The sequence below is a fragment of the Mesoflavibacter sp. CH_XMU1404-2 genome, from assembly GCF_037029465.1.
Lineage (GTDB): Bacteria > Bacteroidota > Bacteroidia > Flavobacteriales > Flavobacteriaceae > Mesoflavibacter.
In genome coordinates this window covers 200527-219295 of the sequence record NZ_JAYMEM010000001.1, presented here as the reverse complement: position 1 = coordinate 219295, position 18769 = coordinate 200527, and the positions used below count along the sequence as shown (strand labels likewise).

Annotated in this window: 14 protein-coding genes; 7 read left to right on the top strand and 7 right to left on the bottom strand. The window is 32.1% G+C overall.

The window, feature by feature from the left end; translation table 11 throughout:
* Positions 1-32 precede the first annotated feature (32 nt).
* The gene (locus WA327_RS01045) at positions 33-779 is read right to left on the bottom strand and encodes an electron transfer flavoprotein subunit beta/FixA family protein (protein ID WP_304141793.1); all 747 of its coding nucleotides are present in this window, start codon (positions 777-779) and stop codon (positions 33-35) included.
* Positions 780-1020: 241 nt separating this feature from the next.
* Here WA327_RS01045 and WA327_RS01040 point away from each other — a divergent pair, with 241 nt between their 5' ends.
* From WA327_RS01040 to WA327_RS01020, 5 genes are all read left to right on the top strand, one after another.
* The gene (locus tag WA327_RS01040; protein WP_336065443.1) at positions 1021-1998 is read left to right on the top strand and encodes a pyruvate dehydrogenase complex E1 component subunit beta; all 978 of its coding nucleotides are present in this window, start codon (positions 1021-1023) and stop codon (positions 1996-1998) included.
* A 78-nt stretch (positions 1999-2076) separates the two neighbouring features.
* Positions 2077-4578 carry a DUF5686 family protein gene (locus WA327_RS01035; protein WP_336065439.1) on the top strand — a complete coding sequence of 834 codons (2502 nt, stop codon included), beginning with the start codon at positions 2077-2079 and terminating at the stop codon, positions 4576-4578.
* 150 nt (positions 4579-4728) lie between these two features.
* Positions 4729-5256 carry an inorganic diphosphatase gene (locus tag WA327_RS01030; RefSeq protein WP_336065436.1) on the top strand — a complete coding sequence of 176 codons (528 nt, stop codon included), beginning with the start codon at positions 4729-4731 and terminating at the stop codon, positions 5254-5256.
* Between the two features lie 114 nt (positions 5257-5370).
* Positions 5371-7821: a sodium-translocating pyrophosphatase gene (locus tag WA327_RS01025; protein ID WP_336065433.1), complete on the top strand. Its 2451-nt coding sequence runs from the start codon at positions 5371-5373 to the stop codon at positions 7819-7821.
* Between the two features lie 75 nt (positions 7822-7896).
* Positions 7897-8898, top strand: a complete 1002-nt coding sequence (locus WA327_RS01020) for a phosphatase domain-containing protein (protein WP_336065431.1) — start codon at positions 7897-7899, stop codon at positions 8896-8898.
* A gap of 64 nt (positions 8899-8962) precedes the next feature.
* Here WA327_RS01020 and WA327_RS01015 read toward each other — a convergent pair whose 3' ends face one another.
* Both WA327_RS01015 and WA327_RS01010 read right to left on the bottom strand, forming a co-directional pair.
* Positions 8963-9577: a deoxynucleoside kinase gene (locus WA327_RS01015; RefSeq protein WP_304141801.1), complete on the bottom strand. Its 615-nt coding sequence runs from the start codon at positions 9575-9577 to the stop codon at positions 8963-8965.
* A 2-nt stretch (positions 9578-9579) separates the two neighbouring features.
* Positions 9580-10359: a hypothetical protein gene (locus tag WA327_RS01010; protein ID WP_336065430.1), complete on the bottom strand. Its 780-nt coding sequence runs from the start codon at positions 10357-10359 to the stop codon at positions 9580-9582.
* Positions 10360-10516: 157 nt separating this feature from the next.
* Here WA327_RS01010 and WA327_RS01005 point away from each other — a divergent pair, with 157 nt between their 5' ends.
* Both WA327_RS01005 and WA327_RS01000 read left to right on the top strand, forming a co-directional pair.
* Positions 10517-11431, top strand: a complete 915-nt coding sequence (locus tag WA327_RS01005) for a GLPGLI family protein (RefSeq protein WP_336065428.1) — start codon at positions 10517-10519, stop codon at positions 11429-11431.
* A 33-nt stretch (positions 11432-11464) separates the two neighbouring features.
* The gene (locus WA327_RS01000) at positions 11465-14200 is read left to right on the top strand and encodes a TonB-dependent receptor (RefSeq protein WP_336065425.1); all 2736 of its coding nucleotides are present in this window, start codon (positions 11465-11467) and stop codon (positions 14198-14200) included.
* A 53-nt stretch (positions 14201-14253) separates the two neighbouring features.
* On the opposite strand, the gene rodA is transcribed toward WA327_RS01000, so the two are convergent.
* The 4 genes from rodA to mreC are packed head-to-tail and all read right to left on the bottom strand — an operon-like array spanning position 14254 to position 18765.
* Positions 14254-15531 (bottom strand): rod shape-determining protein RodA, encoded by a 1278-nt coding sequence (rodA, locus tag WA327_RS00995; RefSeq protein WP_336065422.1) that lies wholly within the window; start codon positions 15529-15531, stop codon positions 14254-14256.
* Positions 15532-17457: a penicillin-binding protein 2 gene (mrdA, locus tag WA327_RS00990; RefSeq protein ID WP_336065418.1), complete on the bottom strand. Its 1926-nt coding sequence runs from the start codon at positions 17455-17457 to the stop codon at positions 15532-15534. It abuts the gene before it with no gap.
* Positions 17454-17960, bottom strand: a complete 507-nt coding sequence (locus WA327_RS00985; protein ID WP_336065415.1) for a rod shape-determining protein MreD — start codon at positions 17958-17960, stop codon at positions 17454-17456. Before WA327_RS00985 ends, mrdA begins: the two co-directional genes overlap by 4 nt.
* Positions 17953-18765 (bottom strand): rod shape-determining protein MreC, encoded by an 813-nt coding sequence (mreC, locus tag WA327_RS00980; RefSeq protein ID WP_336065414.1) that lies wholly within the window; start codon positions 18763-18765, stop codon positions 17953-17955. Before mreC ends, WA327_RS00985 begins: the two co-directional genes overlap by 8 nt.
* Positions 18766-18769 lie beyond the last annotated feature (4 nt).

Genomic DNA, 18769 nt, shown 5'->3' with positions numbered 1-18769 from the left:
AACTAAATTCCTAATCTAACTATATGATATGGTTAGATTACTTTAGCTTCGTTGTGTAAAAGATTAACTAATTCGTCTAAGTTATCAGGAGCAACTAAAGTTACTTCACCTTTTGGAGCTGGTTTTTCAAACTTAACAGATCCAGTTTCTGTACTTGCTCCAACAGGTTCAAGGACGTTTAAAGGTTTTTTTCTAGCCATCATGATACCTCTCATATTAGGTATACGTAAATCGCTTTCTTCTACTAATCCTTTTTGTCCACCAATTACTAAAGGTAATGTTGTAGATACACTTTCTTTACCACCATCAATTTCTCTTGTAGCTTTAGCGTTAGTGCCATCTACTTCAAGGCTAATGCAGTTAGTAACAAAGTTGGCGTCAACCATTTCTGCTAACATACCTGGTACCATTGCACCGTTATAGTCAATAGATTCACGACCAGCAATTACTAAATCGTAACCACCATCTTTTACCACTTTAGCTAATTCTTTAGCAACTTGATAACCATCTTTAGCTTCGGCATTTACTCTAATAGCAGTATCTGCACCAATAGCTAATGCTTTTCTTAAAGTAGGCTCGGTTTCTGGTCCACCAACGTTAACAACGTCTACAGAAGCGCCTTGTTTTTCTTTAAACCACATCGCTCTGGTTAAACCAAATTCGTCATTAGGATTAATTACAAATTGAACACCGTTAGTGTCAAATTTTGTGTCTCCATCAGTAAAATTAATTTTTGAAGTAGTGTCTGGTACGTGACTAATACACACTAAAATTTTCATATTTTTTAATTTATTTAGTTTTTAAATGAATGCTTTTAAACCTACTAAAACGTTGTAGTAACGTAGGCTGAACAGCAATTTTTTATAAAATTTCAAAGCAAAAAACGCTCTAAAATCTTGTGGTTACGAAGATATGGAAATATTTTTAAAATTTACTATGCGTGCATAATAAATTTTAAAGAATTCTTTTACTGTAAGTTTTTTATTAATTCTTATTTTTGCAATTCAAATAGATATTTTAATGAAAACAATACAGTTTAGAGAAGCTATTGCTGAAGCCATGAGCGAAGAAATGCGTCGTGACGAAAGCATCTACCTTATGGGTGAAGAAGTAGCAGAATATAATGGTGCTTATAAAGAATCTAAAGGTATGTTGGACGAGTTTGGTCCAAAACGTGTTATTGATACACCAATTGCAGAGCTTGGTTTTGCTGGTGTGGCTATTGGGTCTACCATGACTGGTAATAGACCGATAGTAGAATATATGACCTTTAACTTCTCTTTAGTTGGTATTGACCAAATTATAAATAACGCTGCAAAAATTAGACAAATGTCCGGTGGACAATTTAAATGTCCAATTGTTTTTAGAGGTCCAACAGCTTCTGCAGGACAATTAGCAGCTACACATAGTCAAGCTTTTGAAAGCTGGTTTGCTAATACACCAGGTTTAAAAGTGGTAGTGCCTTCTAACCCATATGATGCAAAAGGTTTATTAAAATCTGCAATACGTGATGACGATCCAGTTATTTTTATGGAGTCTGAACAAATGTATGGTGATAAAGGTGAAGTGCCAGAAGGAGAATACACTATACCATTAGGTGTGGCAGATATTAAGCGTGAAGGAACAGATGTAACCATCGTTTCTTTTGGAAAAATTATAAAAGAAGCTTACAAAGCTGCAGACGAACTTGAAAAAGAAGGAATCTCTGTTGAAATTATAGATCTTCGTACAGTTAGACCAATGGACAGAAAAGCTATTTTAGAATCTGTAAAGAAAACAAACCGTTTAGTAGTTTTAGAAGAAGCTTGGCCATTTGGTAACGTAGCAACTGAAATTACTTACCTTGTACAAAGCGAAGCATTTGACTTTTTAGATGCACCAATTGTAAAAATAAACACTGCAGATACACCAGCACCTTACAGTCCAGTATTGTTAGAAGAGTGGTTACCAAACCATAACGATGTGATAAAGGCTGTTAAAAAAGTGATGTACAAATAAAAAATTATTATTTTCGTTATATCAAAACTTCATTAGCACGATTGTTGATGAAGTTTTTTTGTTTATAAATCAAAATTAATGAATAAACTTTTTTCTGCCCTTTTTTTTCTTTTTAGCATCATTTCTGCGTTAGCACAAACCAAAGTTAGTGGTCAAGTTTTTGACGCATCAAATAATCCGGTGCCTTTTGCAAATGTAATTTTTAAAGGTTCTTCAATAGGAGTAATAACTAATGAAGAAGGTACCTTTTATATTGAAGACGAAAATAATTGGGACGTATTAAAAATATCTTTCATTGGTTTTGAAACTCAAGAAATTCAACTTGAAAAAAGAGTAACTTATCAGTTAAAGGTGACGCTTCAAGAAGAAGCTGCTGCATTAGATGAAGTGGTTATTGTCTCTGGTAAACAACCTAAAAAGAACAATCCTGCAATTGATATTTTAAGAAAAATATGGGCAAATAAACGTAGTAACGGACTTAAACAGTACAAACAATATCAATACGATAAATACGAAAAAGTTGAATTTGACCTTAACACCATAGATAGCTCGCTTATAGAAAGTAAGTTGTTTAAGGGTATGGAGTTTGTTTTTAATCAGGTAGATACTTCTAAAGTGACTGGTAAAACGTATTTACCAATGTTTATTAACGAAGCTGCTAGCGAGGTTTACGGTGATAATGTAATAAACGAAAAACGAGAAATTTTAAAAGGAAATAAAAACTCAGGGTTTAGTAATAATCAAGTAATTATTGACTTTGTAGACGATTTGTATTCAGATTACGATGTCTATGATAACTATTTAAAGTTTTTTGATAAAAGTTTTGTTAGCCCAATCTCACGTACCGGAATTCAAACCTATAACTATGTGCTTTCAGACAGTACATATATAGATAATAAATGGTGCTACAATATTATTTATTATCCAAGACGTAAAAACGAACTTACTTTTAAAGGCGATTTTTGGGTGGCAGATACCACATTTGCATTAAAAAATATCAATATGCAAGCGTCTAAAAGCGCTAATATAAATTGGGTGAAAGAAATTTATATAGAGCAAGATTTTGAAGTGTTAAACGATTCTGTCTTTTTAATAAAACGCGATTATTTTATGTCAGATTTTGCCTTTAATAAAAAGGAAAAATCTAGAGGAATCTATGGAAAACGTACCACACTTTACGATAATTACAAGTTTAACGAAGAGAAAGACCCTAAATTTTACAAAGAAAAAGTATACAGCTTTGATGAAGATATTTATAATCAAGACGATAGTTTTTGGGATAAAAACCGCATGGAGTCTTTGAGTAAAGATGAAAAAGGTGTGTACACCATGTTAGACTCTTTAAAACAAACAAAGAAATTTAAAAGACTTTACAACTTAGGAAGCATTCTAGCATCTGGTTATATCGAGTTTGATGATTTAAACTTAGACTACGGACCCATATTTTCAACCTTTGGTTATAATGAAGTTGAAGGCGTAAGACTTCGTGCTGGTGGACGTACCTATTTTGGGCAAAATGATTTATGGCGTATCGAAGGATTTACAGCATACGGTTTTAGAGACGATAAGTTTAAATATGGTATTTCAGGAAAATGGCTATTAGATAAAAAAAGTAGATTAATAATTTCCGGAGGAAACCGTCGCGATGTCGAGCAAATAGGTGCAAGTCTGACTAATAGCACAGATGTTTTAGGACGTAGTTTAGCAAGTTCATCAGTAGTAGGAACCGGAACAAATGATAAACTAACTAGTATAAATCTTAGCACTTTAGCGATAGAAGCAGAGCCTTTTAGAAATTTTGTAACACGCTTAAGCGGAAGCTATCGTACGTTAGAGTCGGCATCAAAAACATTTAGTTTAGATTATTATACAGACGCATCACAAACAACAACAAAATCTGAAGTTAAACAATACGAAACTGCAATCTCACTTTCTTATTTTCCGAAAAGAGAAATGACAGGTTTTGGAGTAGAACGAAGAACAAAAAATGATGATTTCGCAAGGCTTTTTGTACAAGTTTCGATTGGAGATCAAAGTGTTTTAAATAGTGATTTTGATTATACTAAAGTTCAGTTTTCTTACACGCAACCTTGGGCAATAGGAGGTTTTGGAAGACTCTACACAACTATAGAAGCAGGTAAAACTTTTGGCGAAGTTCCTTTAGGTTTGTTAAGTGTTGTGCCTGGTAATCAAAGTTATTTTTCAATTTATAACACCTTTTCAAATCTTGATTTTTACGAGTTCGTTACCGATGAATACGCAACACTTCACATAGAACATAATTTTAACGGAAGATTATTTTCTCGTATTCCATTCTTAAAAAAATACAATTTAAGAGCTATAATTGGTGCAAGAGGAGTTATAGGAAATATATCACAAGAGAATAGAAATATTAATGCATCAGGATTAATTTACGAAGCTCCAAACCGAGAGCCTTACTACGAATATAGTTTTGGTGTAGGAAACATTTTCAAAGTCTTTAGAATAGATTTCAACTTTAGAGGGAATTACACAGACGCGGTTTTATATCCTGATGCTAGAAAATTTGGGGTAACAGGTAGTTTTGGCTTCTATTTTTAAAATCAACAGTTTATAACTTAGTTTGCTATATTAATTTTACAAAGTCAAACTCTTTTCTCTTGCCTAAACCTAAATAATCTCTTACTTTTGCAACCCTTATTTTTAAATAGTTATTAATAAATAGCGCTATTAGCGTATAAAATAGTTTAGATGAGCCCAAAAGGAGAAACAACATTTGATGCTTTAGTAGAAATACCTAAAGGAAGTAGAAACAAGTACGAATATGACTTTGAATTAAAAAAAATACGTTTTGACCGTATGTTATTCTCTTCGATGATGTATCCAGGAGATTACGGATTTATCCCACAAACACTAGCTTTAGATGGTGATCCGTTAGACGTATTAATTTTAGGACATGAGCCAACGTTTCCTATGTGTGTTGTTGAGGTAAAACCAATCGGAGTTTTCCATATGGCTGATGAAAAAGGTCCAGACGAAAAAATAGTTTGTGTACCAGTATCTGATCCAATTTGGAGTACAAAAAATGATATAGCAGATATTAATCCGCACCGTTTAGATGAAATTACTCACTTCTTCCAAGTATATAAAGACTTAGAAAAAAAGAAAGTAGATGTTGGCAGTTGGGGAGACGCAAAAGAAGCTTACGAAATTGTAAGCAAATGTGTAGACAGATACGAAAACAGTGAGCACAAAGCTAACGGCGATTTCTTAATTTAATTAAAATCAATATTTTAAATATTTATAACCCTTACATATTGCGTGTAAGGGTTTTTGTATTAGCTTCCATTTTGTTACATTTACGATAATTAATACTAACAAATCAAAATAAATATGGAATCAAATATGATTTATGTGCCAATAGCATTGGCAGTTCTTGGACTTGTATTTATGTTCGTTAAAATGGCTTGGGTAAAAAAGCAAGCTGCTGGTAACGAGAAAATGCAAGGTATTTCTAAATCTATTAAAGAAGGAGCTTTAGCTTTTTTAAATGCAGAATATAGGTTGCTAGCCATATTCGTAGTAATCGCTTCAATTGCACTTTTTGGGATATCTCAAGTTGTAGCAACAACTAGTTGGATGATTATTCCTGCATTTATTATCGGAGCTGTTTTTTCTGCTTTAGCAGGAAATATAGGAATGCGAATTGCAACAGATGCTAACGCACGTACTGCCGAAGCTGCAAAAACAAGTTTACCACAAGCATTAAAAGTGTCTTTTGGAGGAGGAACCGTAATGGGACTTGGTGTCGCTAGTTTAGCAGTTTTAGGACTTAGTTTATTATTCTTATTGTTCTTAGGACAATTTATGGGTAATGAAGGTTCTTTTTATAAAAATATGACTATCGTTTTAGAAACCTTAGCTGGTTTTTCTTTAGGTGCAGAATCTATCGCACTTTTTGCTCGTGTTGGTGGTGGTATCTACACAAAAGCAGCTGACGTTGGAGCCGATTTAGTAGGTAAAGTTGAAGCCGGTATACCAGAAGATGATCCTCGTAACCCAGCAACAATTGCTGATAATGTAGGTGATAATGTTGGTGATGTTGCAGGTATGGGAGCAGATTTATTTGGTAGCTATGTAGCAACAGTTTTAGCTGCTATGGTATTGGGTAACTATATCATCAAAGATATGGCAGATGCAGGTACAATGTTAGAGTCTTTTAACGGTATGGGACCAATATTATTACCAATAGTAATTGCAGGAGTAGGTATTTTAGCTTCTATCTTAGGAACATTTTTAGTAAGAATTTCTTCAAACGATGCAAAAGAGCCTCAAGTACAAAAAGCATTAGATTTAGGAAACTGGGTTGCTATCATTTTAACTTTAGTAGCTAGCTGGTTTTTAATTCGTTGGATGTTACCAGAAACATTACAAATGAGCTTCTTCGGAGAAGGTGTAAAGGCTATTCCGTCAAGGCACGTATTTTATGCTGCAATGATTGGATTAGCAGTAGGAGCATTAATCTCGATGGTTACGGCGCACTATACAAGTTTAGGTAAAAAACCAGTTTTAGATATTGTGAAAAATAGTTCTACAGGTGCAGCAACAAATATTATTGCAGGTTTAGCTGTAGGTATGAAATCTACTTTTGCTTCTGTAGTATTATTTGCAGCAGCAATTTATGGGTCATATGCATTAGCAGGATTTTACGGCGTTGCTTTAGCAGCTTCTGCAATGATGGCAACTACTGCAATGCAGTTGGCTATTGATGCATTTGGACCAATTGCAGATAACGCAGGTGGAGTAGCAGAAATGAGCGAACTTGAGCCACACGTAAGAGAACGTACAGATATTTTAGATTCTGTAGGTAATACAACAGCAGCAGTAGGTAAAGGATTCGCAATTGCATCTGCAGCCTTAACAGCTTTAGCATTATTTGCGGCTTATGTAACTTTTACAGGTATTGATGGGATAAACATTTTTAAAGCAGATGTATTAGCAATGCTATTTGTTGGAGGTATGATTCCTGTAATTTTCTCGGCATTAGCTATGCAATCTGTTGGTAAAGCCGCAATGGAAATGGTGCAAGAAGTACGTCGCCAGTTTAAAGAAATTCCTGGAATTATGGAAGGAACTGGTACACCAGAATATGCTAAATGTGTTGATATTTCAACTAAAGCAGCATTAAAAGAAATGATTTTACCTGGATTAATCACTATTATTACTCCGATAATTATCGGACTAGTTTTTGGAGCAGAACCATTAGGAGGTTATATGGCTGGTGTTTGTGTATCTGGTGTCATGTGGGCAATTTTCCAAAATAATGCTGGTGGAGCATGGGACAACGCTAAAAAATCTTTTGAAGCTGGTGTTGAGATTAATGGTAAAATGGAATATAAAGGAAGTGATGCACACAAAGCTGCAGTAACTGGTGATACTGTTGGTGATCCTTTTAAAGATACATCTGGTCCATCTATGAATATTTTAATTAAATTAACCTGTTTAGTAGGATTAGTAATTGCTCCAATTTTAGGAAATCATGATGCTGAAGAAGGTATGGCAATGACTAAAGAAGTTGAAGTTATTATGGGCGATAACTTGGCAAAAGACCAAAAAGAGGTTAAAGTAAAAGTAATCATGCAAGACAATAATGATGGTACAGTTACAGCTAATGTAACGTCAACAACTTTTGAAAACGGAACATCTACAGTAAAAAAGCATGTGTTTACAGGAACAGAAGAAGAAGTTAATGCAAAAATAAATGCTTTAGAAAATGTTAAAGTAAACGTAGAAAAAGAAATAGAAGTTACTAAAGAAGACATTAAAAACTTACCACAAGCCTAATACTTTAGACTTTATAAAATTAAAAACCTGCTATTATTTTTAGCAGGTTTTTTTTGTGTTATATTTGAATCTACTATGAGCTGGTTTAAAAAAGATCCGTTACAAATAATTTCGTTTTTAAGTTATGGTACCCAAAACCATTTCTATATACGTGGTCGCGCATTGGAAGATGAAACTATTAATTTAGAAGAAAAAAGCTTGTGGAGTCTTATTCTTAATACTTGGAAACGTTTTGAAACGGATGAAATTAAAAACACCAAACTCAAAATTACCTTACCAGATAATAGTGTTTATTATGCAAAAACAGATCGCGACGGATATTATAAAATAGACACAAAAATTGAAAACTTAGAGGTTTTAATAAATGAAGAAGGTTGGCTAAATTTTGAACTCTCTTACGATGAGCCTAACATAAAACGTACTATTCAAAAAGAAAACCGTTTTAAAGGTGAAATGCTAATACCAGCGCAAAATGCCGATTTTGGAGTAATAAGCGATATTGATGATACGATTATTCATACTGGTGTAGCTTCATTTTTAAAATGGCGTGTTATTTTTAATACCTTTTTAAAGCACGTACAAAGTAGAACACCGTTAGAAGGCGCAGCCGAATTTTATCACCTTTTACATCGTGGTTCTAGCGGTAAAAATGCAAATCCAATTTTTTATGTAAGTCATAGTCCATGGAATTTATACAGATATTTAGAGTTCTTTTTAAAAACTAATAATTTTCCTAAAGGACCTATTTTATTGCGCAGTTTCAGAACTATTTTTAAGAAGAAAACAGCAACGTGTAAGCCTCAAAAGCAGTTAGAGATTACCAATATTTTAAATACCTATCCAGACTTAACTTTTGTGCTTATTGGTGATAGTGGTGAGCATGACCCAGATATTTATCTTGAGTTGGTAAATACGTTTCCTAATCGTATTAAAGCAGTGTATTTACGTAGTGTGTTACACAAGCAAAAAATGCAACGTGTTAAAGGCTTGTTAGCAGATTATAGTATACCTGTTATGTTATTAGACAATAGTAAAGAAGCTATTGCGCATGCTAAAGGTTTAGGTATTATTAAGTGATCCCGTACTTCGACTACGCTCAGTATAAACTCTAATCAGACCAGATAGGCTAACGCTAAAAAAACTAAAACAATCCGTTAATTTGTGCGTCTATCTTGTTAATGATGTTTCCTAAGTCTTCAGGATTTGCGACAAAATCTAAATTATCTACATCAATAATTAGTAAGTTACCTTTATCATAATTATGTATCCAAGCTTCGTAACGCTCATTAAGTCTACTTAAGTAGTCAATACTAATTGAGTTTTCATAATCACGACCACGTTTATGAATTTGAGCTACCAAATTTTGAATAGAACTACGTAAATAGATCAATAAATCCGGACCAGGTACAAAGGTTTGCATCAAATCAAACAAAGCTTTGTAATTTTCATAATCACGATTAGTCATTAATCCCATAGCATGAAGATTGGGTGCAAAAATGTGGGCATCTTCATAAATGGTACGGTCTTGAATAATGTCTTTTCCGCTTTCTTTAATTTGGGTAACTTGTCTAAAACGGCTATTTAAAAAGTATACTTGAAGATTAAAACTCCAACGTTCCATTTGGTTATAAAAATCGTCTAAATATGGGTTGTCTACAACATCTTCTAATTGGGCTTCCCAGTTAAAGTGTTTAGCTAATAATTTGGTTAGCGTAGTCTTTCCTGCGCCTATGTTTCCTGCTATAGCAACGTGCATAATTAGTCGGTTTTAAGTTGAAATTTAGATAGCGTTTTAAGGGTGTAAATATACAGGATTTGATTGGTTACAAAAAACTGATTTATTAACATATTTGAAGTTTTAATAGCTTTTTGTGTCTGGTCTTTTGAGCTGTAATAGATTAGCCCATCTTTTCCTTTTATGATTAAGTTTTCTTTTGTGGCTTGTAAATTTGTAAAACCTGAATTTGGTAATTTATAAACCACGCTACCAAAGTAGTTGTAGCAATACAAAAAATTCTCAGTTAGTAACCAGCAGTAGTTGTAATTACTGGTTAAATCTAAAACTTTCGAACTAACAGGAATAGTTTTATAACGCGTTTTTTTGGTTTGATAATCATACAATTCTAAATACTGAAAATCTTGATTGTAAATCCAAATAGTATTGTCAAAACCAGTGGTTACATGGGTAATGTTTTTATAGTTTTCAGTTGAATTAAAATCTATTTTAGCAACTTCAGCCAGTCTGTTATCAAGAATAATTACTGTATTAAAATCAGAATAAAACAAATTAATTTTTAAAGGATTAAAAGCGTTTGCACTGCTAATTTGCCCTAATTGAAAGTTGCTGTAATTTAAAGTATCATTTACAGTAGCTTTTTTTATAGCGTTGTTTTTTATAAAATAAGTAGCTTCAAAATTATCTATAGAAACTAATTTATCGGCATTTAAAGTTTTTGTTTCAACTAATTCAGTAGAAATTTCTTCTTGCGAAAAACAAGAAATTGAAAAGAAGGTAAATAAAATTAAAAGCTGTTTCATTGGATTACAATGTACAAATTTCATGTCATATTTGTAACAAAACCAGCATTTTTGCTACTAATTTTTTATTAGTAAATAATTAACATTTGCCAATTAAACTATTGGCTAATTTGAAGGTCTAATCAAAGATTAGAATTTAATATTTAAAATTTTTAAAATGAATTTAAAAACTACCCTAAAAACCTTATCAGCAAGCTTTATCATGCTAATTGCTTTTGGTTTAAATGCTCAAAACGATTTTCAAGGAGAAGCAGTTTACATGTCAAAAACAACAGTAGACTTAGATAATTTTGGAGGAAGAGAGCTTAGTCCAGAGCGTAAAAAAATGATTATGGAACGTATGAAGTCTATGTTAGAAAAAACATTTGTTCTTACGTTTAACAAAACAGAATCGATGTATAAAGAGGATGAAGCTTTAGAGTCGCCAGCACAAGGAGGAATGCGTATGATGGGCGGAATGGGAAGCAATGGTCCAGTATATAAAAATGTAAAAACAAACGAATATTTACAAGACCAAGAGTTTTTTGGAAAGCAATTTTTAATTAACGATAGTCTGCCAAAATACGAATGGAAAATGACAGGCGAAACCAAACAAATTGGTCAATACATGTGTTTTAAAGCCACTACAGTTAAAAAAGTAGATGCTGCAGATTGGACAAATATGCGTCGTAGAGATAGAGATGAAAACAAGAAAAAAGACGATGAAAAAGAAAACGCAGAAGTAGAAAAGGATAGTACAAAAAAAGAAGAATTTAAAGATCCTTTTGATGAAATAGAAATCCCTGAAGAAATAGAAATTACAGCATGGTATACTATGCAAATACCAGTAAGTGCTGGTCCAGGAGAATATTGGGGATTACCAGGTTTAATTCTTGAAGTTAATTCTGGAAGAACAACAATTTTATGTTCTAAAATCACTTTAAATCCTGAAAATAAAAAGGAAATCAAAAAACCAACAAAAGGTAAAGAAGTTGGCAGAGAAGAGTACCAAGAGATTGTAAAAAAGAAAATGGAAGAAATGCGTGAAATGTTTAGAGCCAGAAGAGCTAGAGGTGGCGGCGGAAGACACTAGTCCATTTCTTTTTAACTAATCAAAAATCAAATAATGAAAAACGTAATAAAACTGCTAATAATCTTATTAGCAAGTACATCTTTTGCTCAAGTAACGTTTCAAGGTGTAATTAAAGATAGTACAGGTGTTGGTTTAGAGTTAGCCAATGTTGTAGCCATAAACCAAGCAACAAAAAATTTAGATTCTTACGGAATTACTAACGATAAAGGACGCTTTAAGTTGAATTTAGAAGAAAATTCAACCTATACAATTACCGTGAGCTATATCGGTATGAAATCGTTATCTGAAACAATTGAAACAAAAGAAGCAAATGTAGAAAAAGACTTTACAATGTCTTTTGATGACAGTTTAGATGAAGTGGAATTAACTTATGAAATGCCTGTAACTATTAGTGGTGACACGATAGTTTACAATGCAGATTCATTTAAAAACGGAACCGAAAGAAAACTTGGTGACGTCTTAGAAAAATTACCAGGTGTTGAGGTTAATGATGAAGGTGAAATTGAAGTAGAAGGTAAAGCTGTTGGAAAAGTGATGGTTGATGGTAAAGACTTTTTTGATGGCGATTCTAAATTAGCAACTAAAAATATTCCTGCTAATGCAGTAGATAAAGTACAGGTGTTAAAAAACTATTCAGAAGTTGGTCAATTAAGTGGTGTAACTAATAATCAAGATAATATTGCTATAAATATTAAGTTAAAAGAAGGAAAGAAAAACTTTTGGTTTGGAACCATTACTGGCGGTATTGGTGACTCGCCAGACAAAACATTATACCTTGCTCAGCCTAAACTGTTTTATTACAGTCCAAATAAAAGTATCAACTTTATTGGTGATTTAAATAATGTTGGCGAATTAGCTTTAACACGTCGTGATATTTTTAACTTTTCTGGTGGTTTCCAAATGCCAAGTCAACAAAGTGGAACCAATATCAGTCTAGGAAATAACAACCTAAGTTTCCTTCAACTACAAAATAACCAAGCCAAAGATATTAATACTAAGTTTGGTGCTGCAAACTTCAGTTTTTCACCTAAAAAGACTTTAGATTTAAGTGGTTTTGGTATTTTTTCTAGCAGTCGTATAGATATGCAAGAAAATCAAAATGTAATTTATACAGATGAAAGTTTGAATATTCCTAACGAGCAAACTTCAACAAACACGCATCAAAAAAGTGATTTAGGGATGATTAAATTAAGTGCTAAATACAAGCCAAACACTAATAATCAATTAGATTACGATATTGTTGGACGTACATCTAAAGAGTCTCAAGATCAAATGGTGCTATCTTCTGTAGTAGGCGGTATAGACGAAAACCAAAACTCAAACCCATACAGTATAAATCAGAATTTAAATTATTACTACACGCATGACGAGAATAATATTTTTGCATTATCTGCTCAGCATTTAATTCAAGATGAAGATCCTTTTTATAAAGCGGTATTAGAGAATGATCCAACAAACAATGCAGATGCAGATAATGATGCTTTTGATAATACTGCATTTGCTTTAGGATTGAATACAGATCAAATGTTTTATGATGTTAATCAAGAAAAACGTGTTAAATCCAATCAGTTAGATGCTAAATTAGATTACTGGAATATTTTAAATAAGAAAAGCGATATTAATTTTACCATTGGTACTATTTACAGTAAACAACAGTTTAACTCTAATATTTTTCAAGTATTAGATAATGCTAATGAGTTAGATACAACGCCAATTGCAGGTGTAACAGATATAAATGATACAGATTATACATTTAGCGATGTATATTTAGGTATGCATTACCGTTGGAAAACAGGTAAATTTACTATTAGTCCAGGTGTTTCAGCTCATGCTTACAGTGCAATAAATACACAGTTTGGAGAAGAAACTAAAGATAACTTTTTCAGATTATTACCAGATTTAAATGTTCGTGTTCAGCTTAAACAATCAGAAAATTTAAATTTCAATTATAGAATGCAAACGCAGTTTACAGACATCAATCAGTTTGCAAGAGGATTGGTTTTAAATAATTACAACTCGACTTTTATCGGTAATCCAGATCTAGAAAGTGCGTTGTCGCATAACTTAAATTTAAGTTATTTCAGCTTTAATATGTTTAATTATACCAATGTGTTTGCTATGTTAAACTATACAAAAAGCATTGATAATATTAGAACAAGATCGGTGTTTCAAGATGGATCTGTAATTAGAAGTAGTACACCTTTCAATTCTGGTTTTGAAGATGAATCTTTTACAGCTAGTGGACGTTTTCAAAGACGTTTTGGTAAACTACAAGGAAGCGTAAGAGGAAGCTTTGCCTACACAAAATTCAACCAGTTAATTAACGATATTGTTTCGGTTAACGAAAACTATAATCAAACTTACACAACAAGTATACGTTCTAACTTTTTAGAAGCGCCTAATTTTGAAGTAAGTTACCGTTACAGCATTCAAGATAGTGATCAAGGAAGTACAAGAACTAAGTTTTATACCAATGCGCCAACTATTGAATTTGATGCGTTAATTTTTAAGAAATTAACCTTCAGAACAGATTATACTTACAGTAATTTAAGAAATGAAGATGAAACCATAAACTCTTTTGATTTATGGAACGCTTCTTTAGCCTATCGTAAAACAAATGATAGCAAATGGGAATATGAACTTAAAGCAACAAACCTGTTAGATACAGCTACAAGAAATCAAACCAATAACGGTACATTTTCTGTAAGTACAAGTGAGTATTTTATACAACCAAGGTTTTTAACACTAAGAGTTATATATAATTTATGATATTAAGAATTTTAGTCATTTTAAAAAGCGCTTTGAAAAAGGCGCTTTTTTTATTACCACTCATTAATTCTATTAGAATCTAATTTGATAAAAATGAATAATAAAATGGTAAATCCCCAAAGTCCAGATCCACCATAACTAAAAAACGGAAGCGGTATACCAATGGTTGGAATTAATCCCATAACCATACCAATATTAATATTAAAGTGAATAAACAGAATACCAGCAACAGCATATCCGTACATGCGGCTAAATTGGTTTTTTTGTCGCTCTGCCAAAATAATCACTCTAATTATTAAGAGCACAAAAACCAAAACGGTTAGTGCGCTACCAATAAATCCCCATTCTTCACCAACGGTTGTGAAGATATAATCTGTGTGTTGCTCTGGAACAAAATTTCCAGTAGTACGCGTACCTTGTAAAAACCCTTTTCCTTTAAAACCGCCATTACTTATTGCTTTTTCAGATTCATTTAAATTATAGGCTATAGTTTGTTTCATTTGCTTCAACTTAACAGGATCTTTCTCTAAACTTAGCCAAATGGTAATACGATCTTTTTGGTGGACAGGTAAAAAGTTTTGATAAATAAATCTAACGGTAAAAGCTAATGCTCCAGAAATTAAAATAACCATTAAAGGTTGAAAAAATGAAGGTCTTTTTTTTCTGGTGAAATGATAAGTAAGTACGATAAAAGCGGTAACTAGCAATGTAATAATTAGTCCAAATTTTAAAGCAGAAATAGAAAGTAAAACTACTAAAATGGCAATAATTAAATAAATTTGAGGTAAACCTTCTCTATATAAAACAAAGAAAAAAGCACTATAAACTAAAGTACTACCAGCATCTTTTTGAAGTAAAATTAATAACGCTGGTAAGATGATAATCCCAAAGAGTTTTAATTGGTCTGAAAAGTTTTTAATATCTGTATTTAAGTCACTTAAATACTTAGCTACTGCTAACGCGGTTGCTGTTTTTGCAAACTCACTAGGTTGAAGCGTCATAGAGCCAATGGCGTACCAAGATGTAGCTCCGTTTATGTTTTTACCAAAAATGAATAAACCAATTAAAGAAACAATTGAGATGAGGTAAAATATACTTGAAAACCGTTCATAAAACTTGGCTTCTAAGGATAAAATAAAGATAATTAGTACAACCGAGAGTCCAATAAATAGAAGCTGTTTGCTGTATGAATGACTAAAATTAAACAACTCAATAGCTTCTCCAGAATGCGACGCAGACAGAATGTTTACCCAACCAAAACCTACTAATAAAAAGAATAGTAGTATGGTTAGCCAATCAAATTTATAATGTCTGTCGGTTTCTCTTAGCATTTAGTTAAGCTGATTTAACTTTTGTTTAAGTTTGTTAAACTCTTCTGGCGGAATGACTTGCAACTCTGTTTGTCCATTAATTTTAAAAGGTTTGCCAGAATAAGGTTTTGCGTATTCGTTTTCAAGACTATGTGAAAGCAGCCAATCTTCTAAATCTGTTCTTGTGATTTCTCCTTTTAAATGTTTTTCAATCATTAAACTGGCAACTTTTCCTGCAAATCTACTTCCCCAATAACCATTTTCAACAAAAACAGCAATAGCAATCTTTGGGTCATCTTTTGGTGCAAATGCTACAAAAATAGAATGGTCAGTAAGCTGTGTTCTTACACTATCAATTCTGGTAAAGTTTTCTACGGTACCCGTTTTTCCGCAGATTTCAATATCTTTTATTTTAAGACCGCTAGCGGTACCTGTTTTGTATACTTGATGCATACCTTCTATAACTGGTTCAAAATTTTCTTTGCTTATAGACGTATATTTAGGCGTTTTAAAATCTTCAGGAATAGTATCTCCTTCAATAGATTTTATAATATGAGGTGTGTAATAATAGCCTCTATTAGCTATTGCTGCAACCATGTTTGCTAATTGTATTGGTGTTGTTGCTACTTCACCTTGACCAATTGCATTAGATACCGTATAAGTAGAATAGAAGGTGTTTGGATATTGATATTGATAATAATCTCTATCTGGTATTCTACCTTTTTGTCCAACAAAAAGATCGTTGTTTAAGTAATTACCTAAACCAAAACTTTTTACATGTTCACTCCATTTGTCAATACCTATTGATGCATTTTCGTATTTATCTAATATACGTCTGTAAGCTGTTAAAAAGTAAGCGTTACATGACTCTTCAATACCTTCAATCATGTCATTTCTTTTCCCAGAAGGACAATGACAACCCATAAAACTATTACCGTATTTTATACCGTGATAGCAAGTTACTTTTTCGTTTGGAGACATTACATCTTCTTCTAAAGCAATAAGAGCATTCATTAATTTAAAAGGTGAACCAGGCTCATAAACACCTTGTAAACTCCTATTAAATAATGGTTTTGCTATTGAATCATTAAATAATTTAGTGAAGTTTTTACTCCTATTTCTACCCACTAAACTATTTGGGTTATAAGTTGGTGCAGAAATCATAGCAAGAATTTCACCTGTTTTAGGTTCTATAGCTATAACACCACCGCGTTTATTAGTCATTAGTAATTCGCCATAAGCTTGTAAATCAGCATCGATGGTAATTTTAATGTCCTTTCCTGCTTTAGGAAGTGTGTCGTACTTACCATTTTTGTATGGACCAATATCTTGGTTGTGTATGTCTTTTTGAATGAATTTTATCCCTTTTTGACCGCGTAAGATGTCTTCGTAAGAAGCCTCAACACCTTGTTTTCCTATTAAATCACCACTATGGTAATAATTGTCATTTGTGATTTCTCTATTATTAACTTCACCGATATCACCCAAAACGTTTGCGCCAATGTTGGTTTCGTATTTTCTTAGAGATCTTTTTTGAATATAAAATCCTTTGTATTTTCTCATTTTTTCTTGAAGAATGGCATAATCTTCCTTTGCTAAATGAGAAACAAAAACAGACGGTAATCTTGGTGAATAATGTTTGGCTTTATTGTATTTTTCTAAGAATTGAGTTTTATCAATTTTTAGAAGTGAGCAAAACTCTAAAGTATCTAAAGGCTCAACTTCTCTAGGAATGACCATAACGTCATACGATGGTTGATTAGATACTAATAGCTGACCATTACGATCGTAAACAAAACCACGTTTTGGATAGTTAAAAACCTTTCTAATAGCATTATCATCATAAATACTTTGCACATTGCTGTTAAACACTTGTAAGTACAACAATCTGCCTATAAATATAATGCCAACAATAATTACAAAAAAGAAAAGTATGTATTTTCTCATTTAGTTTGTTTGCTAAAAATAGTGGTTATTAAGATACTGAGTAGTATAGTAAAAATGCTAGATAATAACGTGTTTTTTAAGATTAAAATTATTTTAGAAATGTTAAAAAACTCCATCAAAAAGAAAAAGAAATGATGAATAACAATCAAGATACTAAAATAAGCCAGTTTTTGAATAAAGTTAGTGTTGTTAAACTTTAATACGTTATGTTCATAAACCGCACCAAAACTAAACTTTAACACAGCAGGTCTAATAAATGCTATAATTAGTGAAGCTGTTGCGTTAACACCACCAGAATCCATAAAAAAGTCAATAATTAAACCCAATAAAAAGCTTAAAAATAAAAACAACATTCGGTTGTTCTTTACAGGATATAGTGCTATAAAAAGAATGTAGATATACGGATTGATATAACCTAAAAAATCAATATGACTAAATAATAACACTTGAAAAAGTATTAGTAAAACAAACCTTAGCGTATGTACAGATAATAGGTTATTCATTGTTTAATAACGCTTCAATTAATGATTTGTCTTTGTTTTCTATAACCAAAACGTGTTCTAAATTGGTCATGTCGTTAAACAAAGTAATATTGATTTCGTAAAAATTCTCGGTAACGTCTAACTTAAAATCTTTAATCGTCCCAATAAGAATTCCTTTAGGAAAAATTGCCGATCTACCAGAAGTAATTACAGTATCTCCAACTTTTACTGGTGCATTTTTTTGAATATCTGTCAACTGAATAACTTTTGGAGACTTCCCATTCCAGCTTAAAGTTCCAAAGTGATTTGTTTTTTCTAATTGAGCACTAATACGACTTGTAGTATTTAAAATTGAAATAACAGTTGCGTATTTTGAATTGTAATTAGCAGTAATACCTATAATTTTATTGTTGTCAATAACCGCTAAATCTTGTTTTATGCTATCGTTTTCACCCTTATTTATTAAAAGAATATTTTGCTGTTTTGAATAGCTGTTTTTTATAACTCTAGCAGGTGTAAACTTAAAAGTACTTTCAAAAGTTGTAGTGTCTATATAGCTAACACTTTCTTTTTTGGTGTCTCCAATTAAGGTTTTAAGTCTTGCGTTTTCTTCGTTAAGTTTTTGATTTTCTTCTTCTAAATTGAAATAACTAGAGACAGAATTACTAGCATCATAAAGTCCGCCAGTTAAAAAGTTAGCCGAATTTATAAACTTACTTCTGTGATAAGAGTGTGATTGAATTGTAAGTGAAACCGAAATAAACAATAGCAACAAGAAAAACAAAAACGATTTGTTTCTTAAGATGAAATTTACAATTTGTTGCATAGTG

Bases quoted from the DNA above. Each gene is read 5' to 3' on its own strand.
- WA327_RS01040 (WP_336065443.1), top strand. From the start codon at position 1,021: ATGAAAACAATACAGTTTAGAGAAGCTATTGCTGAAGCCATGAGCGAA.
- WA327_RS00985 (WP_336065415.1), bottom strand. From the start codon at position 17,960: ATGAATAACCTATTATCTGTACATACGCTAAGGTTTGTTTTACTAATA.
- WA327_RS01005 (WP_336065428.1), top strand. From the start codon at position 10,517: ATGAATTTAAAAACTACCCTAAAAACCTTATCAGCAAGCTTTATCATG.
- rodA (WP_336065422.1), bottom strand. From the start codon at position 15,531: ATGCTAAGAGAAACCGACAGACATTATAAATTTGATTGGCTAACCATA.
- mrdA (WP_336065418.1), bottom strand. From the start codon at position 17,457: ATGAGAAAATACATACTTTTCTTTTTTGTAATTATTGTTGGCATTATA.
- WA327_RS01015 (WP_304141801.1), bottom strand. From the start codon at position 9,577: ATGCACGTTGCTATAGCAGGAAACATAGGCGCAGGAAAGACTACGCTA.
- WA327_RS01025 (WP_336065433.1), top strand. From the start codon at position 5,371: ATGGAATCAAATATGATTTATGTGCCAATAGCATTGGCAGTTCTTGGA.
- WA327_RS01000 (WP_336065425.1), top strand. From the start codon at position 11,465: ATGAAAAACGTAATAAAACTGCTAATAATCTTATTAGCAAGTACATCT.
- WA327_RS01035 (WP_336065439.1), top strand. From the start codon at position 2,077: ATGAATAAACTTTTTTCTGCCCTTTTTTTTCTTTTTAGCATCATTTCT.
- WA327_RS01045 (WP_304141793.1), bottom strand. From the start codon at position 779: ATGAAAATTTTAGTGTGTATTAGTCACGTACCAGACACTACTTCAAAA.
- WA327_RS01030 (WP_336065436.1), top strand. From the start codon at position 4,729: ATGAGCCCAAAAGGAGAAACAACATTTGATGCTTTAGTAGAAATACCT.
- WA327_RS01020 (WP_336065431.1), top strand. From the start codon at position 7,897: ATGAGCTGGTTTAAAAAAGATCCGTTACAAATAATTTCGTTTTTAAGT.
- WA327_RS01010 (WP_336065430.1), bottom strand. From the start codon at position 10,359: ATGAAACAGCTTTTAATTTTATTTACCTTCTTTTCAATTTCTTGTTTT.
- mreC (WP_336065414.1), bottom strand. From the start codon at position 18,765: ATGCAACAAATTGTAAATTTCATCTTAAGAAACAAATCGTTTTTGTTT.